General features: G+C 44.3%; 33 protein-coding genes. 1 reads left to right on the top strand and 32 read right to left on the bottom strand.

Annotated features, from left to right (window positions below; genetic code table 11):
- Positions 1 to 114 precede the first annotated feature (114 nt).
- The 32 genes from DFR60_RS05365 to rpsJ all read right to left on the bottom strand — a co-directional run bounded on the left by DFR60_RS05365 (position 115) and on the right by rpsJ (position 16,628).
- Positions 115 to 651, bottom strand: a complete 537-nt coding sequence (locus DFR60_RS05365) for a bL17 family ribosomal protein (RefSeq protein ID WP_110321957.1) — start codon at positions 649 to 651, stop codon at positions 115 to 117.
- A 93-nt stretch (positions 652 to 744) separates the two neighbouring features.
- The gene (locus tag DFR60_RS05360) at positions 745 to 1,713 is read right to left on the bottom strand and encodes a DNA-directed RNA polymerase subunit alpha (protein WP_002604677.1); all 969 of its coding nucleotides are present in this window, start codon (positions 1,711 to 1,713) and stop codon (positions 745 to 747) included.
- Positions 1,714 to 1,830: 117 nt separating this feature from the next.
- Positions 1,831 to 2,424, bottom strand: coding sequence for a 30S ribosomal protein S4 (gene rpsD, locus DFR60_RS05355; protein WP_055653543.1), 594 nt, complete (start codon positions 2,422 to 2,424; stop codon positions 1,831 to 1,833).
- 16 nt (positions 2,425 to 2,440) lie between these two features.
- On the bottom strand, positions 2,441 to 2,842 hold the full coding sequence (rpsK, locus tag DFR60_RS05350) for a 30S ribosomal protein S11 (RefSeq protein WP_006771855.1): 402 nt from the start codon (positions 2,840 to 2,842) through the stop codon (positions 2,441 to 2,443).
- A gap of 98 nt (positions 2,843 to 2,940) precedes the next feature.
- The gene (gene rpsM / locus DFR60_RS05345) at positions 2,941 to 3,309 is read right to left on the bottom strand and encodes a 30S ribosomal protein S13 (RefSeq protein ID WP_110321956.1); all 369 of its coding nucleotides are present in this window, start codon (positions 3,307 to 3,309) and stop codon (positions 2,941 to 2,943) included.
- 28 nt (positions 3,310 to 3,337) lie between these two features.
- Complete coding sequence (gene rpmJ / locus DFR60_RS05340) at positions 3,338 to 3,451, bottom strand: 50S ribosomal protein L36 (protein ID WP_003497809.1); 114 nt, start codon at positions 3,449 to 3,451, stop codon at positions 3,338 to 3,340.
- 185 nt (positions 3,452 to 3,636) lie between these two features.
- Positions 3,637 to 3,855, bottom strand: coding sequence for a translation initiation factor IF-1 (infA, locus tag DFR60_RS05335; protein WP_002604680.1), 219 nt, complete (start codon positions 3,853 to 3,855; stop codon positions 3,637 to 3,639).
- Positions 3,856 to 3,888: 33 nt separating this feature from the next.
- The gene (locus DFR60_RS05330; RefSeq protein WP_110321955.1) at positions 3,889 to 4,158 is read right to left on the bottom strand and encodes a KOW domain-containing RNA-binding protein; all 270 of its coding nucleotides are present in this window, start codon (positions 4,156 to 4,158) and stop codon (positions 3,889 to 3,891) included.
- Between the two features lie 20 nt (positions 4,159 to 4,178).
- Complete coding sequence (gene map, locus DFR60_RS05325; RefSeq protein ID WP_002604682.1) at positions 4,179 to 4,943, bottom strand: type I methionyl aminopeptidase; 765 nt, start codon at positions 4,941 to 4,943, stop codon at positions 4,179 to 4,181.
- Between the two features lie 3 nt (positions 4,944 to 4,946).
- Positions 4,947 to 5,591, bottom strand: a complete 645-nt coding sequence (locus tag DFR60_RS05320) for an adenylate kinase (protein ID WP_110321954.1) — start codon at positions 5,589 to 5,591, stop codon at positions 4,947 to 4,949.
- Between the two features lie 83 nt (positions 5,592 to 5,674).
- Positions 5,675 to 6,997 (bottom strand): preprotein translocase subunit SecY, encoded by a 1,323-nt coding sequence (gene secY, locus DFR60_RS05315; protein WP_110321953.1) that lies wholly within the window; start codon positions 6,995 to 6,997, stop codon positions 5,675 to 5,677.
- A gap of 1 nt (position 6,998) precedes the next feature.
- Complete coding sequence (rplO, locus tag DFR60_RS05310; protein WP_002604685.1) at positions 6,999 to 7,439, bottom strand: 50S ribosomal protein L15; 441 nt, start codon at positions 7,437 to 7,439, stop codon at positions 6,999 to 7,001.
- A gap of 25 nt (positions 7,440 to 7,464) precedes the next feature.
- Positions 7,465 to 7,647: a 50S ribosomal protein L30 gene (gene rpmD, locus DFR60_RS05305; RefSeq protein ID WP_002604686.1), complete on the bottom strand. Its 183-nt coding sequence runs from the start codon at positions 7,645 to 7,647 to the stop codon at positions 7,465 to 7,467.
- Positions 7,648 to 7,660: 13 nt separating this feature from the next.
- On the bottom strand, positions 7,661 to 8,170 hold the full coding sequence (rpsE, locus tag DFR60_RS05300; RefSeq protein WP_110321952.1) for a 30S ribosomal protein S5: 510 nt from the start codon (positions 8,168 to 8,170) through the stop codon (positions 7,661 to 7,663).
- Between the two features lie 19 nt (positions 8,171 to 8,189).
- Positions 8,190 to 8,558, bottom strand: a complete 369-nt coding sequence (gene rplR, locus DFR60_RS05295; protein WP_055653533.1) for a 50S ribosomal protein L18 — start codon at positions 8,556 to 8,558, stop codon at positions 8,190 to 8,192.
- A gap of 18 nt (positions 8,559 to 8,576) precedes the next feature.
- Complete coding sequence (gene rplF / locus DFR60_RS05290) at positions 8,577 to 9,119, bottom strand: 50S ribosomal protein L6 (protein ID WP_002604689.1); 543 nt, start codon at positions 9,117 to 9,119, stop codon at positions 8,577 to 8,579.
- 66 nt (positions 9,120 to 9,185) lie between these two features.
- Complete coding sequence (gene rpsH, locus DFR60_RS05285) at positions 9,186 to 9,587, bottom strand: 30S ribosomal protein S8 (protein ID WP_002604690.1); 402 nt, start codon at positions 9,585 to 9,587, stop codon at positions 9,186 to 9,188.
- Positions 9,588 to 9,610: 23 nt separating this feature from the next.
- Positions 9,611 to 9,796, bottom strand: coding sequence for a type Z 30S ribosomal protein S14 (locus DFR60_RS05280; protein ID WP_002604691.1), 186 nt, complete (start codon positions 9,794 to 9,796; stop codon positions 9,611 to 9,613).
- A gap of 15 nt (positions 9,797 to 9,811) precedes the next feature.
- A complete protein-coding gene (gene rplE / locus DFR60_RS05275; RefSeq protein ID WP_002604692.1) occupies positions 9,812 to 10,351 on the bottom strand; it encodes a 50S ribosomal protein L5 in 540 nt (179 codons plus the stop codon).
- 21 nt (positions 10,352 to 10,372) lie between these two features.
- Entirely contained in the window at positions 10,373 to 10,678 is a 306-nt protein-coding gene (rplX, locus tag DFR60_RS05270) for a 50S ribosomal protein L24 (RefSeq protein WP_002604693.1), read from the bottom strand.
- Between the two features lie 13 nt (positions 10,679 to 10,691).
- Positions 10,692 to 11,060: a 50S ribosomal protein L14 gene (rplN, locus tag DFR60_RS05265; RefSeq protein WP_002604694.1), complete on the bottom strand. Its 369-nt coding sequence runs from the start codon at positions 11,058 to 11,060 to the stop codon at positions 10,692 to 10,694.
- A 26-nt stretch (positions 11,061 to 11,086) separates the two neighbouring features.
- On the bottom strand, positions 11,087 to 11,341 hold the full coding sequence (gene rpsQ / locus DFR60_RS05260; protein ID WP_002604695.1) for a 30S ribosomal protein S17: 255 nt from the start codon (positions 11,339 to 11,341) through the stop codon (positions 11,087 to 11,089).
- Between the two features lie 65 nt (positions 11,342 to 11,406).
- On the bottom strand, positions 11,407 to 11,613 hold the full coding sequence (gene rpmC, locus DFR60_RS05255) for a 50S ribosomal protein L29 (protein WP_006771873.1): 207 nt from the start codon (positions 11,611 to 11,613) through the stop codon (positions 11,407 to 11,409).
- Positions 11,603 to 12,040 carry a 50S ribosomal protein L16 gene (gene rplP / locus DFR60_RS05250; protein WP_006771874.1) on the bottom strand — a complete coding sequence of 146 codons (438 nt, stop codon included), beginning with the start codon at positions 12,038 to 12,040 and terminating at the stop codon, positions 11,603 to 11,605. Before rplP ends, rpmC begins: the two co-directional genes overlap by 11 nt.
- The gene (gene rpsC / locus DFR60_RS05245) at positions 12,040 to 12,696 is read right to left on the bottom strand and encodes a 30S ribosomal protein S3 (protein ID WP_002604698.1); all 657 of its coding nucleotides are present in this window, start codon (positions 12,694 to 12,696) and stop codon (positions 12,040 to 12,042) included. The genes rplP and rpsC overlap by 1 nt, the downstream gene beginning before the upstream one ends.
- An 11-nt stretch (positions 12,697 to 12,707) precedes the next feature.
- Positions 12,708 to 13,094, bottom strand: coding sequence for a 50S ribosomal protein L22 (gene rplV / locus DFR60_RS05240; protein WP_002604699.1), 387 nt, complete (start codon positions 13,092 to 13,094; stop codon positions 12,708 to 12,710).
- A gap of 31 nt (positions 13,095 to 13,125) precedes the next feature.
- Entirely contained in the window at positions 13,126 to 13,407 is a 282-nt protein-coding gene (rpsS, locus tag DFR60_RS05235) for a 30S ribosomal protein S19 (RefSeq protein WP_002604700.1), read from the bottom strand.
- A gap of 19 nt (positions 13,408 to 13,426) precedes the next feature.
- The gene (gene rplB / locus DFR60_RS05230; RefSeq protein ID WP_002604701.1) at positions 13,427 to 14,275 is read right to left on the bottom strand and encodes a 50S ribosomal protein L2; all 849 of its coding nucleotides are present in this window, start codon (positions 14,273 to 14,275) and stop codon (positions 13,427 to 13,429) included.
- A gap of 152 nt (positions 14,276 to 14,427) precedes the next feature.
- Positions 14,428 to 14,727, bottom strand: a complete 300-nt coding sequence (gene rplW, locus DFR60_RS05225) for a 50S ribosomal protein L23 (protein ID WP_110321951.1) — start codon at positions 14,725 to 14,727, stop codon at positions 14,428 to 14,430.
- Positions 14,727 to 15,347: a 50S ribosomal protein L4 gene (rplD, locus tag DFR60_RS05220; protein ID WP_110321950.1), complete on the bottom strand. Its 621-nt coding sequence runs from the start codon at positions 15,345 to 15,347 to the stop codon at positions 14,727 to 14,729. The genes rplW and rplD overlap by 1 nt, the downstream gene beginning before the upstream one ends.
- Positions 15,348 to 15,376: 29 nt before the next feature.
- Positions 15,377 to 16,012, bottom strand: a complete 636-nt coding sequence (rplC, locus tag DFR60_RS05215) for a 50S ribosomal protein L3 (protein WP_002604704.1) — start codon at positions 16,010 to 16,012, stop codon at positions 15,377 to 15,379.
- 298 nt (positions 16,013 to 16,310) lie between these two features.
- A complete protein-coding gene (gene rpsJ, locus DFR60_RS05210; protein WP_110321949.1) occupies positions 16,311 to 16,628 on the bottom strand; it encodes a 30S ribosomal protein S10 in 318 nt (105 codons plus the stop codon).
- A 424-nt stretch (positions 16,629 to 17,052) separates the two neighbouring features.
- Between rpsJ and DFR60_RS05205 the strand changes: the two genes are divergently transcribed.
- On the top strand, positions 17,053 to 18,837 hold the full coding sequence (locus DFR60_RS05205; protein WP_110321948.1) for a hypothetical protein: 1,785 nt from the start codon (positions 17,053 to 17,055) through the stop codon (positions 18,835 to 18,837).
- The last annotated feature ends 22 nt before the right edge of the window (positions 18,838 to 18,859 follow it).

Genomic DNA, 18,859 nt, shown 5'->3' with positions numbered 1-18,859 from the left:
TCCGCTCCAGTTCGGTGTGGGGCGTTCGCCCTACAAAAAAAGCCAAGAGAAAATTTTCTTATGTGCAAGCACAACGAAAATTTTCTCTTGACTTTTTTTGACACTGCTCAGTGCTTAGACAAGTTCTAACAACACTTCCATAGCCCCATCACCTTTACGCTGGCCAATCTTTACAATCCTCGTATATCCACCATTCCGGGATACATACTTCGGTGCGATTTCCTCAAATAATTTCTTTGGAAGATCTACGCTCTTTGTATTTTTCTTCTTTCCAGCTGCTGCCTGCGGTACTTCTGTTACATCGTACAGTACCTTTAACATCTGTCTTCTTGCGTGAAGTCTGGAAGGAAGATCCTTCTTGATTTCTTTTTCTACTTCGTCGTATACGGTAACTTTCTTGCCGTTCACCACTTCTTTGACTCTCTTGCCGTCTTTGTCCTTGCGGGCAACCTTAGCGGTTACTTTAACGGTTTCGAAATTGTCTTTCTCTTTTACGGCCAGAGCAATCAGTCCTTCTGCTACTTTACGGATTTCTTTTGCTCTCGCTTCTGTTGTAACGATCTTGCCATTGTGTAATAATGCTGTTACCTGGCTTCTGATCAGTGCTTTTCTCTGGCTGGAAGTTCTTCCCAGCTTTCTATATCCTGCCATGTCTTATTTCCCTCCATTTGTGGAACGCCGGCGCATGCTTCTTCGGTCTTACTGCATCCTGCACTTAATCTCCATAAATTACGTATCGAGCAATTAGCTGTTCGCGTCATCACTCGGGTTAAGCTGTAAGCCTAACTCCTTTAACTTTGCCAGCACTTCTTCTAAAGACTTGCGGCCTAAGTTACGAACCTTCATCATATCCTCAGAAGTTCTGTTGCACAGCTCTTCTACCGTATTGATTCCGGCTCTCTTTAAACAGTTGTATGAACGTACGGAAAGTTCCAGTTCGTCGATATTCATCTCCAGAACCTTCTCTTTCTCATTATCCTCTTTCTCTACCATGACTTCTGCAGTCTTGGCATTCTCGGATAAGTCAATGAACAGATTTAAATGTTCACTTAACACCTTCGCAGCAAGGCTGACCGCCTCGTCTGGTGCCAGTGTTCCGTTTGTAAATACATCTAATGTCAGCTTATCGAAATCGGTAACCTGACCTACTCGGGTGTTCTGTACCGTCATGTTGACGCGCTCTACTGGTGTATAGATGGAATCAACGGCAATCACGCCAATCGGTAAATCTTCACTCTTGTTTTTGTCTGCGCTTACATAGCCACGGCCCTTTGTGATAGTCAGCTCCATGTAGAACTTACTGTCTGTGCCGCCGCTGAGTGTCGCGATCACCTGGTCCGGATTCATGATTTCAATATCCGGGTCCGCCTGAATGTCAGCAGCCGTTACTACACCTTCGCCTTCAAACTCGATGTATGCAACCTTTGCCTCATTGGTGTCGCTGTTATTTTTGATTGCTAAGCTTTTGATGTTCATAATGATCTCAGTCACATCCTCTTTAACGCCTGGGATAGAACTGAATTCATGCAAAACGCCGTCGATTTTTACCTGACTGACTGCGGCTCCCGGTAAAGAAGAAAGCATGATTCTTCTCAAGGAATTGCCTAAAGTCGTACCGTAACCTCTTTCAAGCGGTTCAACTACAAACTTGCCATATTTCTTGTCCTCAGAGATTTCAGCAATCTCAATGTTTGGTTTTTCAAAATCGAACACTAATAGCCCCTCCTTTTGGGTAATTTGTATCGAGGGTCTTATACTCAAATCCTTGCCCGGAGTACAGTTTCCCATACTCCGGGCGAAAGTTGTTGTTTCTCTTTAACAGACTTTCAATTATTTGGAGTACAACTCGACGATAAGCATTTCATTCACTGGAACATCAATCTCATCTCTTGTTGGTAACTCTTTAACAGTACCACGTAAATTCTCATGGTCAACATCAACCCAGGCCGGAGTTAAACGTCCTGCTGTGGTCTCTACTACATCTTTAAATCTGGCGTTTCCTTTGCATTTCTCTTTTACTTCGATTACGTCGCCAGCTTTCACTAAGTAAGACGGAATGTTTACACACTTGCCGTTTACTAAGATGCTCTTATGGTCAACCATCTGTCTGGTCTCTCTTCTTGTTCTTCCAAAGCCCATACGGAATACTACGTTGTCAAGTCTTCTTTCCAGAAGGATCATCAGGTTTTCACCGACCATACCATTCATCTTTTCAGCCTTTGCATAGTAGTTACGGAACGGTTTCTCAAGAACGCCGTAGATGAATTTGGCTTTCTGCTTTTCTCTTAACTGCAGGCCGTACTCACTCATCTTTCTGTTAGCTCTTTTTAATTCTCTGTTGGATTTTTTATCTATTCCTAAATAGATTGGATCAAGACCAAGGGATCTACATCTTTTAAGAACAGGAACTCTATCTACTGCCACTGTAATTACCTCCTAATTAGACTCTTCTACGTTTTGGCGGACGACATCCGTTATGTGGAACCGGAGTAACATCCTTGATACTGGTTACTTCTAAACCGCATGCCTGAAGTGCGCGAATAGCTGCTTCACGGCCTGAACCAGGACCCTTTACCATAACGTCTACTGATTTTAAACCATGTACAAGAGCTGCCTTAGTAGCAGTTTCTGCCGCCATCTGAGCTGCATATGGAGTAGATTTTCTTGAACCTCTAAATCCCAGACCACCAGCACTTGCCCATGATAAGGCATTACCCTGAGTATCAGTTAATGTCACGATTGTGTTATTAAAAGATGACTGGATATGTGCTTGTCCGCGTTCAACGTTTTTCTTTACGCGCTTTTTTGTCACTTTTTTAGTAGTGGACACTTTTTTAGCCATTTTAAACTAACCTACTTTCTTCATTTCTTGAATCCTGTTATTCCTGTTTTTAAAACATGTAACGTGATTCACTGTTTTAGTTTCATTAAGTTTAATGCTTATTTCTTCTTGTTTGCTACGGTCTTTCTCGGGCCCTTGCGAGTTCTTGCATTGGTCTTTGTCTTCTGACCACGAACCGGCAGGCTCTTTCTGTGACGAATTCCACGATAGCAGCCAATTTCCTGAAGTCTCTTGATGTTCATAGCGATTTCTCTACGTAAATCACCTTCAACAGTCTGACTGTCAGCAATTACAACTGATATTCTCTTTACTTCGTCATCGGTTAAGTCCTTAACACGAGTGTCAGGATTAACGCCAGCTTCTTTAAGAATGCGGTTTGAACTTGTTCTACCGATACCGTAGACATAAGTTAAGCCGATCTCAACACGTTTTTCTCTTGGTAAATCAACACCTGAAATACGAGCCATTTGTGTAGTACACCTCCATTAATAATTTTTAACCTTGTCTCTGCTTATGCTTAGGATTTTCACAGATTACTCTGATACTGCCTTTTCTCTTAATGATTTTGCATTTTTCGCAAATCGGTTTGACTGATGATCTAACCTTCACAGCAATTCTCCTTTCCGTTATGCGTCCCCAAAATGAGGACATCCAGGTATACCCGCAATGTGTTTTATATAAAACCAACCAGTGCTGCCGTTTGGGCATAATACACCCGGTATTTCAACAAAGTCGCTATAGCATTATAACACTTTCCATATACGAATGCAAGCACTTTTTCCTTGTTTTTACTTTTATTTATCTCTCCAGATAATTCTTCCCTTGGACAAATCGTAAGGGGATAACTCAATGGTTACCTTATCACCCGGTAAAATACGGATATAGTTCATACGAAGTTTTCCGCTGATGTGCGCAAGCACCTGATGGCCGTTCTCCAGTTCTACCTGGAACATGGCGTTCGGAAGCTTTTCAACAACGGTTCCTTCAATTTCAATAACATCTGCTTTCGACATAAAATCTTACCTCCTGACAACCTGTGTCTTTACTCACTTCTTTTGTTTTTTGAAACATTTGATGAAACGAGCGATCTCTTCATCGGTGACTCTCTGGCCTTCCCTGATCTTCTCGCCCGGACTGCCCGCTTCGCAGGAAACGGTCTCCACATGCTTTCTGTTTTTCTTCTTCGGCTTGTCGAGCGTCCGGTATTTTCCGTCCACCAGATAAACATATTCGCCTTCTTCTCTTAATATGAAGAAAACTTCTTCTTTATCGTGTCCAGCCAGGCTTTTTACAATCGTTCCTGTCGTGATCTCCATACTGTCCTCACTCAAATTCCCTAATGGGCTTCCGAAACCAGGCTTAAAAGCTCCGGTTCGCCTTCTGTAATCAGGACCGTATTCTCATAGTGGGCTGATAATGCTCCGTCCTCTGTTACAACCGTCCAGTCATCATCGAGCCATACCACTTCCGGCGTTCCCGCGTTGATCATCGGTTCAATGGCGAGTGTCATGCCTGGCCTCAGTTTTAGGCCGCGCCGCCTTCCGGCGAAATTGGGCACCTCCGGGTCTTCATGGAGATGACTTCCGATTCCATGTCCTACCAGATCCCGTACCACGCCAAAGCCAAAGCTTTCCGCATAGGCCTGGATCGCAGAAGATATATCATTCAGATGATTGCCAGCTTTTGCAAATTTAATCCCTTCAAAGAAACTTTGTTTTGTCACCTCGATGAGTCTGCCTGCTTCGGGGGAGATTTCACCGATCCCGTACGTCCTTGCCGCATCGGAATGGTATCCCTTGTAGATCACGCCGGCATCCAGGCTCACAATGTCGCCTTCCTCTATGAAATGCTTCCTGCTGGGAATTCCGTGAACCACTTCGTCGTTCACCGATACACAGATAGAAGCCGGATAGCCGTTGTAATTTTTAAAGGAAGGGATGCAGCCGTAGCTTCTGATGATCTCTTCTCCCAAATGGTCGATATCCCAGGTTGTCATACCGGGCTTTAAGGCTTTCGCCAGCTCCTCGTGGGTCTTCGCGAGGATTTTCCCGGCCTCTCTCATAAGTTCTATTTCTCTTGCAGATTTAATCGTAACTGACATACATTACGCTCCCAGAACAGCGACAATATCGGAGAACACTTTTTCCATATCCTGTGTTCCGTCAACATTTGCCAGTACGCCGGCTTCCTTATAATAGTCAATCAGAGGCTGTGTCTGATCATGATACACGGACAGACGCTTCTTAACGGTTTCCGGCTTATCGTCTTCTCTTAAGACAAGCTTGTCACCGCAGACATCACAGATGCCTTCCACTTTGCTGGGTTTATAGACGATATGATATGTAGCACCGCAGCTTAAGCAGGCGCGGCGTCCTGACATCCGATTCACGATATTCTCATCCGGAACATCCACATTCACGGCGTAGTCGATCTTCTGTCCTCTCTCATTAAGAGCGTTCGTAAGGCTTTCCGCCTGCGGAATCGTCCTTGGGAAACCGTCTAATACGTAACCATTCTGACAGTCTTCCTTCTGGATGCGGTCCATCAGCATGCCGATCGTCAGCTCATCCGGTACTAAGCCGCCCTGATCCATAAACGCCTTCGCCTTCATTCCAAGCTCGGTTCCCTCTTTAATGTTAAAACGGAAAATATCGCCTGTGGAAATGTGTGGAATCTGATATTTCTCAGCAATCTTCTTTGCCTGGGTACCTTTACCGGCACCTGGGGCACCTAACATGATAATCTTCATCAGCAGTCCCTCCCTGCAATATGTTCATATAGCACAAAGACCAAGAGAAACACGCCATAATGTGTTCCTCTTGGATTTGCCCTTTAGTCATTCAAAAATCCCTTATAATAACGTACAAGCATCTGAGATTCTATTGCCTTCAGTGTCTCTAAGACAACGCTGACAATAATGATTAAGGATGTACCACCAAATGACAGGCGGCTTACATTGAAGAGGCCGGATACCATAATCGGGATGATACATATAACCGTCAGACCACATGCACCGATAAATACTACATAGTTCAAAATGGAATTGAGGTAATCGCTGGTTGGCTTGCCTGGGCGGATACCCGGGATAAAGCCGCCCGACTTCTTCATGTTATTCGCTACTTCCAACGGATTAAAAGTAATCGATGTGTAGAAGTAAGCAAACACGATGATCAGAGCGATATAAACCACCATACCAATCGAATAGACCGGACGCTCCGGCTTGAACCAGTTAGAAGAATTCAGCATCAGAAGGATATGTCCGCCAATGCTGTCATAGTTAATCCGGCTGCCAAAGAACTGAGCGATAACTACCGGGAATGACATGATGGAGGAAGCAAAGATAACCGGGATAACGCCGGCTGTATTTACTTTTAACGGGATGTTGGAGGACTGGCCGCCAACCATCTTACGTCCCTGCATCTTTTTGGAATACTGGACTGGAATTCTTCTCTCGCCATCCTGAAGGACAACGACAAATACCACGATTGCAATCACGATGGCCACGATGATGATGGCAGCTACCGCTGACACTGCAACCGACTTGCCAGACATGAATCTGGTATAAAGTGTAGATGCGTCAGAGGGCAAACTGGAAATGATGTTAAATAACAGGACGATGGAGATACCATTTCCCACACCATTCTCAGTGATACGCTCACCAATCCACATCAGAAGCGCACTACCTGCAGTCATAGTGACTACGGCGATAATGACGCTGATTGCGTTGAACTCGCTTAACAGTCCCTGGCCGCCGAATCCGACTGCCATAGCAATGGATTCAATTAAAGCCAGAGCAACTGTTACGTAACGGGTGTATTCTGCTATCTTTTTTCTGCCGTCTTCACCATCTCTCTGCATCTCTTCCAGCTTCGGAATCGCAATGGTCAGAAGCTGCATGATAATGGAAGAAGTGATGTACGGGGTAATACTCAGCGCGAACACGGACATATTGGTAAAGGAGCTACCTGTCATGGCGTTAAAAAATCCGAACGCATCGTTATTCTGCTGAGCGAAAAAATCTTTGAAAAATGCTGTTTCTACTCCAGGAATCGGCAGCTGTGAGCCAATTCTAATAACCACCAGCATCGCGAACGTATACAGAAGTTTCTTTCTGATGTCCTTGATCTTGAATGCATTACGGAGCGTTTTTAACATATTAGTTCACCTCGCAGGTTCCACCTAAAGCCTCGATTTTGGTTTTAGCGCCTTCGCTGAAAGCATCTACCTTTACTGTAAGCTTTTTGGTTAATTCTCCGTTTCCAAGGATCTTAACACCATCGCGCGGATTCTTAACAATGCCGCTCTCTAACAGAGTCTCAACTGTAACAACAGTATCGTTTTCGAACTGCTCTAAAGCACTAACATTGATTCCAATGATAGTCTTGGTATTTCTGTTTGTGAAGCCTCTCTTAGGAATACGTCTGTATAAAGGCATCTGACCGCCTTCAAACCCTGGTCTCGGAGCACCAGAACGAGCTTTCTGTCCTTTATGGCCCTTACCTGCAGTCTTACCGTTTCCTGAACCATGGCCACGGCCTCTTCTGAAGCTATCGCTGTGTTTGGATCCTAATGCAGGCTGTAAATTTGATAATTCCATCGTTTGCACCTCCTTACTGTTTTCCTTAAATTTCTTCAACTTTTACTAAATGTCTTACGTTCTGGATCATGCCTCTTACAGCACCGTTATCCGGCATCTCAACTGTCTTATGAAGCTTCTTTAAGCCTAAAGCTTCAACGGTTGCTTTCTGCTTCGGAACTGCGCCGATCGGGGATTTCACCAATGTGATTTTTAATTTATCTGCCATTTTCTTATCCTCCTTAGCCTAAAATCTCTTCTACAGATTTGCCGCGAAGCTTTGCAACTTCCTCAGGAGTCTTTATCTGAGTCAATCCTTCGATTGTAGCCAAAACTACGTTTGTCTTATTGTTGGATCCTAAAGATTTTGTACGGATATTCTTAATTCCCGCAAGCTCCACTACCGCACGGGCAGGACCGCCTGCGATGATACCGGTACCTTCCGGAGCCTTCTTAAGAAGTACAGATGCGCTTCCGAATTTTCCGGTTAAATCATGAGGAATGCTGTTGTTCTCATCAATCGGAACAGTTACCATATTCTTAACTGCAGCCTCTTTACCCTTACGGATTGCTTCCGGAACTTCGCCGGCTTTGCCAAGGCCTGCACCTACGTGGCCATTGCCATCGCCTACGACTACTAAAGCAGAGAATCTCATAGTACGTCCGCCTTTTACGGTTTTCGATACTCGCTTGATAGCAACTACTTTGTCGTTTAATTCTAACTGACTTGCATCAATAATTGTATGTTTCAACGCCCTATTCTCCTCTCTACTAGAATTCCAGACCAGCTTCTCTGGCTGCGTCTGCTAATGCCTGAATCTTGCCCTGATATATGAAGCCGCCTCTGTCAAATACAACTTCCTTGATTCCCTTTTCGAGAGCCCTCTTGGCAACTACTGTACCTACATATGCTGCAGCATCAACGTTGTTAGTTTTCTCTAATTCAGCCTTTACTTCCTTATCAACTGTAGAAGCTGAGACTAAAGTTTTACCAACTGTATCGTCAATAATTTGAGCATACATATGATTATTACTTCTGAACACAGCTAAACGCGGTCTTTCTGCAGTGCCTGCAAAACGATTACGTAATCTGGTGTGCTTCTTCACGCGAACTTCGCTTCTTGACTGTTTGCTAACCATTTTTACACTCTCCTTAAATTATTTCTTACCAGTCTTACCAACTTTACGTCTGATAACTTCATCAGCATATTTGATACCTTTGCCCTTATACGGCTCAGGTCTTCTCTTGTCTCTGATTTCAGCAGCGTACTGGCCTACTTTTTCTTTATCGATACCTTTTACAATGATGACGTTCTGGCCTTCCATTGTGGATTCCAGACCTTCCGGATCTTCCATCTCAACCGGATGAGAATAACCGAGGGAAAGAACAAGCTTCTTACCCTGCTTCTGAGCTCTGTAACCTACACCATTGATTTCCAGTTTCTTCTCGTAACCAGCGGTTACGCCAACGATCATGTTGTTGATCAGTGTTCTTGTCAGACCGTGTAAAGATTTCATCTTCTTTAAATCACTGGGTCTTGTAACGATGATCTGGCCATCTTCTTCTTTGATGGACATCTCAGCCGGTAATACTCTTTCCAGAGTTCCCTTTGGACCTTTTACAGTCACTTTATTATTTTCTGCGATTGTGACAGTAACGCCTGCCGGAATCGCGATAGGCATTCTTCCTATACGTGACATGCCGTGTACCTCCTTAAATTTTCGGAAAAAGCGTCTGCGCCTCTTCTGTTTTCAGTAGTTCTTAAATTACCAAACAAATGCCAGCACTTCTCCGCCTACGCCGAGTTCGCGTGCTGCCTTATCGGTTACAACGCCCTGGTTGGTGGAGATGATAGCTATTCCTAAACCACCCAGAACCTTCGGTAACTCTTCCTTGTTTGCGTATACACGTAAACCAGGCTTGGAGATTCTCTTGATACCTGTGATGATTTTTTCGTTCTTGTCTTTGCCGTACTTTAAGGTGATTCTGATTGTCTGGAATGCACCGTCTTCTACGAGATCATATTTCTTAATGTAGCCCTCTTTTACAAGGATATCAGCAATAGCTAATTTCATCTTGGATGAAGGTACATCTACTGTATCGTGTTTGGCAGTATTTGCGTTACGAATTCTTGTAAGCATATCTGCGATTGGATCGCTCATTGTCATTTTGAATTGCCTCCTTCCTTATTTTACCAGCTTGCTTTCTTAACGCCTGGGATCTGACCCTTGTATGCTAATTCACGGAAGCAGATTCTGCAGATACCGTATTTTCTTAAATAAGCATGTGGACGTCCACAGATTCTGCAACGGTTGTATTCTCTGCTGGAGAATTTTGCAGGTCTCTGCTGTTTAATCTTCATTGAAGTCTTTGCCATGGAATATTCCTCCTGTTATTTTGCAAATGGCATATTGAATAATGTCAAAAGTTCACGGGCTTCTTCATCGGTCTTAGCGGTAGTAACGAAAATGATGTCCATACCTCTGACCTTGTCAACTTTATCGTACTCAATTTCAGGGAAAATAAGCTGTTCCTTGATACCAAGGGCATAGTTTCCTCTGCCGTCAAAAGCGTTAGGATTAACACCCCTGAAGTCACGTACACGAGGTAATGCAAGATTGATCAGACGATCTGCAAACTCATACATTCTCTCACCGCGTAATGTAACCTTACAGCCGATTGGCATGCCTTCTCTGAGCTTGAAGTTAGCAATAGATTTCTTTGCCTTTGTTAAGACTGCCTTCTGTCCGGAGATGATTTCTAAGTCTCTGACTGCAGAGTCTAAAACCTTGGCATTTTCCTTTGCTTCGCCAACACCCATGTTGATGACGATCTTATCTAACTTCGGCACTTCCATGATGTTTTTATAACCGAATTTCTTAATCATAGCTTCTACGATTTCGCTCTGATATGTTTCTTTTAATCTAGCCAATTTTTATTCCTCCTCTCCGAATTAGTCAATCGCTTTTCCGGTTGTTTTGGCAACACGGACTTTTTTGCCGTCTTTTACTTCGAAGCCGACTCTGGTTGCTTTTCCGTCTACAACAAGCATTACGTTGGAGATATCAAGCGCAGCTTCTTTCTGAACAATACCACCCTGTGGGTTGCCAGGGCCTGGCTTTACATGCTTTGTAATCATGTTGCAGCCTTCCACCAGAACTTTGTTGTTCTTTGTATCTACATGAAGAACTTTGCCCTGTTTATCTCTATCTTTTCCTGCGATAACCTTTACCAGGTCATCTCTCTTAATTTTATGCACAGTCGACACCTCCCTATAATACTTCTGGAGCTAAAGAAACAATCTTCATGAACTGTTTCTCTCTTAATTCTCTTGCAACCGGTCCAAAGATACGAGTTCCTCTCGGAGTCTTGTCATCTTTGATTATTACTGCAGCGTTCTCATCGAACCTGATATAAGAACCGTCTTTGCGGCGGGCACCTTTTACAGTACGCACAACAACGGCCTTTACTACGTCACCTTTCTTTACAACACCGCCTGGTGTTGCATCCTTAACGGTAGCGACGATAATATCACCAATATTAGCATATCTTCTTGTAGAGCCGCCCATAACACGGATACACAGTAATTCTTTCGCACCGGTATTGTCGGCAACCTTTAACCTGGTCTCCTGCTGAATCATGCCTGTTACTCCTTCCTGGAAATAATTTATTTCGCTTTCTCGATAATCTCAACAAGTCTCCATCTCTTGTCCTTGGACAGCGGTCTTGTTTCCATTACTTTTACTGTATCGCCCATGTTGCATTCGTTGTTTTCGTCATGAGCTTTTAATTTATACGTTCTCTTTACGATCTTGCCGTATAAAGGATGTTTTACATGGTCTACGATAGCCACAACAATAGTCTTATCCATCTTATTGCTGACTACCTTGCCCGTACGGGTTTTTCTTAAATTTCTTTCCACGCTACGTTACTCCTTTCAATGTTACACACGGTCGTGTGTGTCATACTGAGATGAAAAATATCTGCTTAAGCCAGTTTAGCCTTTTCTGTCATAACAGTCTGGATTCTGGCAATGTTCTTACGAACTTCTTTGATTCTGCTGGTGTTATCCAGCTGATTCGTTGCGTTCTGGAATCTTAAGTTAAAGAGTTCCTTCTTCGCAGCTACTAATTCTTCGTTCAGCTCTGTGACTGATTTTGCCTTTAATTCTTCTACATATTTATTAATTTTCACTGTTATCACCGCCTTCTAAATCCGCTTTAGCAGCAATCTTACATCTGCATGGTAACTTGTGCATAGCAAGACGTAAAGCTTCACGAGCTGTTTCTTCAGGTACTCCAGCGATTTCAAATAATACACGGCCTGGTTTAACTACTGCTACCCAGTATTCCAGAGCGCCCTTACCGGAACCCATACGGGTTTCTGCTGGCTTTGCTGTTACAGGTTTATCCGGGAAAATCTTGATCCAGACTTTACCACCACGCTTGATGTAACGGGTCATGGCAACACGGGCTGCCTCAATCTGGTTCGATTTGATCCAACATGGCTCTAAAGCGACTAAACCGTATTCACCATTGCTGATTGTATTGCCTCTTAAAGCCTTACCAGCCATGGAACCACGGAACTGTTTACGACGTTTAACTCTCTTAGGCATTAACATTATTTACCGCTCCCTTCCCTATTTCCTTTAGTTGGAAGTATTTCGCCTTTGTAGATCCATACCTTAACGCCAACTTTGCCGTAGGTAGTATTTGCTTCAGCGAAACCATAGTCAATATCTGCTCTTAATGTCTGTAACGGAATCGTTCCCTCGCTGTAGAACTCTGTACGAGCCATATCAGCGCCGCCAAGACGACCTGCGACTGCAGTCTTGATGCCTTTGATTCCTGACTTCATGGAACGGCCCATAGTGGACTTCATAGCACGACGGAAGGAAACACGGTTCTCTAACTGCTGTGCGATGGATTCAGCTACTAACTGAGCGTCTTTGTCAGGTCTCTTAACTTCTTTGATGTCAACAAATAATTTCTTATCTGTCATCTTCTGAACTTCTGCTTTTAACTTCTCAATTTCAGAACCACCCTTACCGATAACAACACCCGGTTTTGCAGTGTGAATAATAATTTTAACACGGTCAGACGCTCTTTCAATCTCGATATCAGATACGCCGGCACTGTATAATCTCTTCTTCAGGTATGTTCTGATCTTGTAGTCTTCTACTAAATTGTCTGCAAAGTCAGCTTCTGCATACCACTTGGAATCCCAGTCTTTAATAACACCGACTCTTAAGCCGTGTGGATTAACTTTCTGTCCCATTATTTGCCTCCTTATCTTTCATTAAGCACGATGGTGATGTGGCTCATTCTCTTCTCGATTCTATAAGCACGGCCCTGTGCCCTCGGTTTTACTCTCTTCATTGTCGGTCCTTTGTTTGCGTAGCATTCTTCTACGTAAAGTTTGGACGGATCCATACCGTTGTTATTCTCAGCATTCGCAATCGCTGATTTTAATAACTTTTCTATTAAAGTAGAAGCATATCTGGGATTGTAAGTTACAATACCAAGTGCTGCCTGTGCATCTTTGCCTCTGATGGCGTCTAATACGAAGCATGCCTTCTGAACAGAAACTCTGGCATAAGATAACTTTGCTGACGGTCTTGTGTCCTTCTGAGCATTTCTTTCTCTCTTAATTTGGGTTCTATGTCCCTTAGCCATTGGTGAAGCCTCCTTTCAACTAATCAATCTATTACTTACGTCCGGATTTCTTCTCGTCTTTGCCATGACCTCTGTAGGTTCTGGTTGCAACGAATTCACCGAGTTTATGTCCAACCATATCTTCTGTAACATATACCGGAACGTGCTTTCTTCCATCATGAACTGCAATTGTATGTCCAACCATCTGTGGGAAGATGGTAGAACGACGGGACCAGGTCTTAATTACCTGATGCTGTCCTGCTGTGTTCATAGCATCAATTTTTTTCAGTAAAGACGCATCCGCGAATGGTCCTTTTTTCAGTGAGCGAGCCATAGGTTCTAACCTCCTTCAATTATTTAATGGTCTTTCCATCTCTTCTTCTAACGATTAACTTGTTAGACTGCTTGTTTTTCTTTCTGGTCTTTAAACCAAGAGCAGGTTTGCCCCATGGTGTACACGGACCTGGACGGCCGATACCGGTCTTTCCTTCACCACCACCGTGTGGATGGTCGTTCGGGTTCATAACGGAACCACGTACAGTAGGTCTGAAGCCCATATGGCGCTTTCTACCAGCTTTACCAATGTTGATAAGGGAGTGATCTCCGTTGCCTACAACGCCGATAGTCGCTCTGCAGTTGATCGGAACCATTCTCATCTCGCCTGAAGGTAATCTTAAGGTTGCATATTTGCCTTCTTTAGCCATTAACTGAGCAGAGTTTCCAGCGGAACGAACCAGCTGACCGCCCTTGCCCGGATAAAGTTCGATGTTGTGTACCTGTGTACCAACCGGGATCTGGCCTAATGGTAAACAGTTACCAATTCTTGCCTCTGCATTCTCGCCGCTCATAATCTTCATGCCGTCTGTCAGACCAGCCGGTGCGAGGATATAAGACTTTGTACCATCTGTGTAGCAGATTAAAGCGATGTTAGCAGTTCTGTTCGGATCGTACTCGATACCAATTACAGTTGCCGGAATGCCGTCTTTGGAGTTTCTCTTGAAATCGATAATTCTATATTTTCTCTTAGCACCGCCGCCGCGATGTCTAACAGTGATCTTACCCTGATTGTTACGACCAGCCTGCTTGTTCATTGTAGCGCTGATTAAGGACTTCTCTGGAGTTGTCTTTGTAATCTCGCTGAAATCAGAACCAGTCATATGTCTTCTGGAAGGGGTATATGGGTTATACTTTTTGATTCCCATGTTGTAACTCTCCTTTCTTGCTAAAAGCACTTATACATGAGCCTCTGTTATCATGGCCCGCAAATGCTTCAACGCCGCCTGGCGTTTCATTTTATCGTGATATAATGTTCATCACATAATATAGGACCAATACTGCCGTAACGGCGAATATCCTACAGTCCTTCGAAGATTTCGATATCCTTGCTGTCAGCAGTGAGCTGAACGATCGCTTTCTTCGTCTTAGCTGTCTTACCGAAGGTTGTTCCTCTTCTCTTGGTCTTACCTTCTAAGTTCATGGTGTTCACGCTGGCAACCTTGGTTCCCGGGAACATCTTTTCAACAGCTTCTTTAATCATAGCCTTGTTTGCATCCGGATGAACGGTGAACGTATACTTCTTGGACGCCATAGCGTTCATGCTCTTCTCGGTAACGATCGGCTTCTGGATTACGTCAAAATATTTAATATCTGCCATTATGCGTACACCTCCTCGATTGCTGCAACAGCAGTCTTGGTAGCAACAACTGTGTTGTACTTTAAGATATCGTATACATTGATCGTGTTAACAAATGCAGTCTTCACAGCCGGAATATTCCTTGCGGACTTCACTGCGTTTGTGCTGTCATCGCCAACAACAACAAGTGCTCTGGATACCTTTAAGTTATTTAATACGTTCTGGAATTTCTTTGTCTTGATTTCGTCAAACTTTAAATCGTCAACAACGATGAACTTGTTCTCGTTCACTCTGCTTGTAAGAGCAGACTTAAGCGCAAGCTTTCTTTCCTTCTTGTTCAGTTTGATCGTATAGTCTCTTGGTGTTGGAGCAAATACCACTCCGCCGCCTGTCCACTGTGGAGATCTTGTTGAACCCTGTCTTGCATGACCGGTTCCTTTCTGCTTCCACGGTTTTCTTCCGCCGCCGGATACTTCAGAGCGAGTTTTCGCTTTCTGTGTGCCCTGGCGCTTATTAGCAAGCTGGCTGACAACTGCTAAGTGTACAAGGTGCTCGTTTACATTCACACCAAACACAGCATCGCTTAACTCTAATGTGCCAACTTCATTACCTTCCATATTGTAAACAGATACGTTTGCCATCTGTGTGTTCCTCCTTTCTTATAAAAGCATTAAACTGCTGCTTTTACTGTTTCCTTGATTGTTACTAAGGACTTCTTCGGTCCTGGTACAGCGCCCTTAACCAGAATTAAGTTGTTCTCTGCGTCGATCTTAACGATCTCGAGATTCTGGATTGTTACGCGCTTGTTACCCATCTGTCCAGGCATCTTTTTGCCCTTGAATACCTTGCTCGGGTCAGAACAGGAACCGTTGGAACCTGCATGACGATGGAACTTGGAACCGTGAGCCATAGGTCCTCTGGACTGTCCGTGTCTCTTAATAGCACCCTGGAAACCTTTACCTTTGGAGATTGCGGTTGCGTCGATCTTATCGCCTGCAGCGAAGATGTCTGCTTTGATTTCGTCCTTAACGGAATACTCGGAAGCATTCTCGAACTTGAACTCTCTTACGTATCTCTTGTAAGATACGCCGGCCTTATCAAAATGGCCCTTAAGCGGCTTGCTTACAAGCTTTGCTCTCTTGTCAACAAAACCAACCTGTACTGCATTGTAACCGTCGTTCTCAGCTGTCTTAACCTGTGTTACTACACACGGGCCAGCTAAAAGAACTGTTACTGGAGTTAATACTCCGTCCTCATTGAAGATCTGTGTCATTCCGACTTTGGTAGCTAATATACCCTTCTTCATGTTTTTACCTCCTGTTTGTTAATTCTACAGCGGATTGCCGGGATTAAAGATCCCTTCTGCAATCATCCTAGAACAGTCCAATATAAGTGGAACACTATGACTCCATCTGAAGCTTCCTCTGCTGCTTTCAGAGCGGGCTTTTCCGGAGATGTTGATTCCTTTGGAGGAACTGGTAACTCTCCTCACTTTCGTTCGGAGGAATGTGAGAGTTCCCCTCACCGAGGTTCGGCGGAATGGTGTGTTGCTTCTATATCTAAACCCTTCAGGATATTACCTTAATTGATGCGATGAAGAAAAATTATTTATTCTTCATCTTGATATCAATGTATACACCGGCCGGCATTTCCAGTCTGGATAATGCGTCCACAGTCTTCTGACTTGGTGTAATGATATCGATGAGTCTCTTGTGCGTTCTCTGCTCGAACTGCTCTCTGGAATCTTTGTACTTGTGAACTGCACGTAAGATAGTTACCACTTCTTTCTTCGTTGGTAACGGCACCGGTCCGCTCACCTGTGATCCTGTTTTTTTCACAGTGTCGATGATTTTGCCTGCAGACTGATCAACTAACTGATGATCGTACGCCTTTAATGTGATTCTCATTACTTGACTTGCCATAAAAAAAGTCGCCTCCTTTTCGCACTTAATAGAAGTACGACAAGCGGTGACTGTACACGTTCCCGTGTGTGTCCTCCAGGACCCCACACTGATTTTCCGTTTTTTTGAAACAGAATTCTTTAATTGTACAGTGACTTGTCGCCAGTTTCCTAACTTGACATTCGCTCCACGGAAAACCTGCCTCTTGGGCAGCAACCTCACGCTTCACAGCTATCATGCCACAGCCTTTACAGGATAGCACATTTTTTTTTACATTGCAAGCATTTTTTTTAAAAATATGGAACTTCTGTAAAAGTACAGACTTCCTTTCCCGATACTTTCGGTCGCTTTTCATGAGTATCGGTAGCAGCTAATTGATATTGAAACTTTTAACTTATATAATTTTATCAAAAGCTGCGAAAGAATCACGAAAGGAGAACATACTATGGCAGGAAAAGGCGATACGAATGGGCAGGGCAAAAAAAAGCAGGAGGAATATTTACAAAGCACTTGGAAAGGTGACTATTCACATTTTGAAAAACTAAACCCTGAAAAGCGGGAGGAACTGGCGAAAAGATATATGGAAGCCATGAGCAGGCGCCAGCCTCTTCTGGGAAAAGTGCCTGCGGCAACCCATGATTTAGATAATCTGTTAAAGGATCAGGCCATGAATCCCCTCTTCCGCCTGGGATGTTCTCTCCGGTCTAAAAGCGGTGATCCGATTGGTGACAACTATAAAGGATACGATGATTATATGAACACGCATCTCATGGAACAGTCCTTAAAACCACTGGACAGTTCCAGGCTTCAAAACCTGCAGAACGAGGGATTGACCAGTGAAAAGCTGAATCACGAAGTGGAACAGAACATAGAAAAGCAGGTTATGCTCGCTAAAACTCTATTTTTGACCCATTTGGGAAAAGCTCAGCTGGTAAAAGCCGGAACAGCGGATTCCACGCCTCAGAAGGAGGAACTGGACAGACCTGTGGCCAGCATGATGGCTCACTGTTCCCGTACTGCCTATGTCTTTCCTCCCGGGAACAGCACACAGCAGGATAAACTCTTTCATTCCATATTAGGATCTGATATGGGTAAGGGTGCCGGAGTGAACCCCCGCTTAGCAGCGACCCATTCGGTATCCTCTGGCCCTTCTATCGATGACTTTAAGGAATTAAAGAAGTTCAGCATGGCAAATCAGTACGGTATGAATATCGCCATTGGAGGAGCCGGGAATCCTGGAATAAACGGCCCCAATGGACCTCAGACATTAAAGAATGACGGCAGCTGCGGCCATATGTACATGCATATTGATAAAGGCGGCACCAACAAATGCAGCAGTCTTCTGATAGGCTTCGAGTCCGATTCGCCGGGTGTAACCAACCAGCAGGGGCATACTCACAATGCCAAAGCCACTCCGGAGTTCATGTCAAGCTTTCTTGGACAGCGTACGGATGAGATGGGCGATAAATACGGCGGCAGAATTGTAGACTGCACCCATATTCCTCATGACAAACTGGCATCTGCTGTCAATGAATTTACGGATCATTACAGAACCATACTGAAGGAGGGGATGGTGAATCCCGAGGCCGGCAAAGAGCTGGAAAATATCAACAGCGCCCTATGCGGCCTTCCCATGTCGAATTATCAGCTGTCATCTATGATGGGACGCATGGGGATTGACCACGAGAAGCTGAAAGAGAGCCTTGTGATGCCGGAATACGCCATCGCTGATACCGTTCCTGAAAAATGTATCCGCGATTTAAGTGCAGCGGCTCCGCCCAAAAAGCCCGGCTTCTTCACCCGGTTTAAGGCTTCCCTTGGCAGTGCCGACGCAAAAAAGATGTGTCAGGATCATAAAGATTATCAATCAGACCTTGCAAAACGGGCAGAAAAAAATATGGTTCCATCGGACAATAGGCGTGATAACAGAGAAGGCTCTCTTCAGCAGCTCGTGGGCGATATCACCAATGCCCCCTGGAGAGACGCCGTACCGGATGATTTTAAAAGGCCGATCGGCCTTCGTGATCTGCAGCAGAAAGCAGATGCACCAAGAATCGGCGCCAATCGCACCAAAGAAGCGGCAAAAGACCGTACGGCCCTCTCTTCTCCCAGACAGGAGACGAAAACGCCCACGCCTTCCGGAGAAAAAGAAAAGGCAGCCCCGTCTTCTGCTCATTCAGACCAAAAGAAACCAATGCCGCAACCACAAAAGGGCGGCATGAAACGATAAAGGATTCAGGGATTAGAGCTGT

Source organism: Hungatella effluvii (genome assembly GCF_003201875.1).
GTDB classification, from domain to species: domain Bacteria; phylum Bacillota; class Clostridia; order Lachnospirales; family Lachnospiraceae; genus Hungatella; species Hungatella effluvii.
The sequence above is the reverse complement of the archived record's forward strand: the minus strand, read 5'-3'. Positions and strand labels throughout refer to the sequence as shown.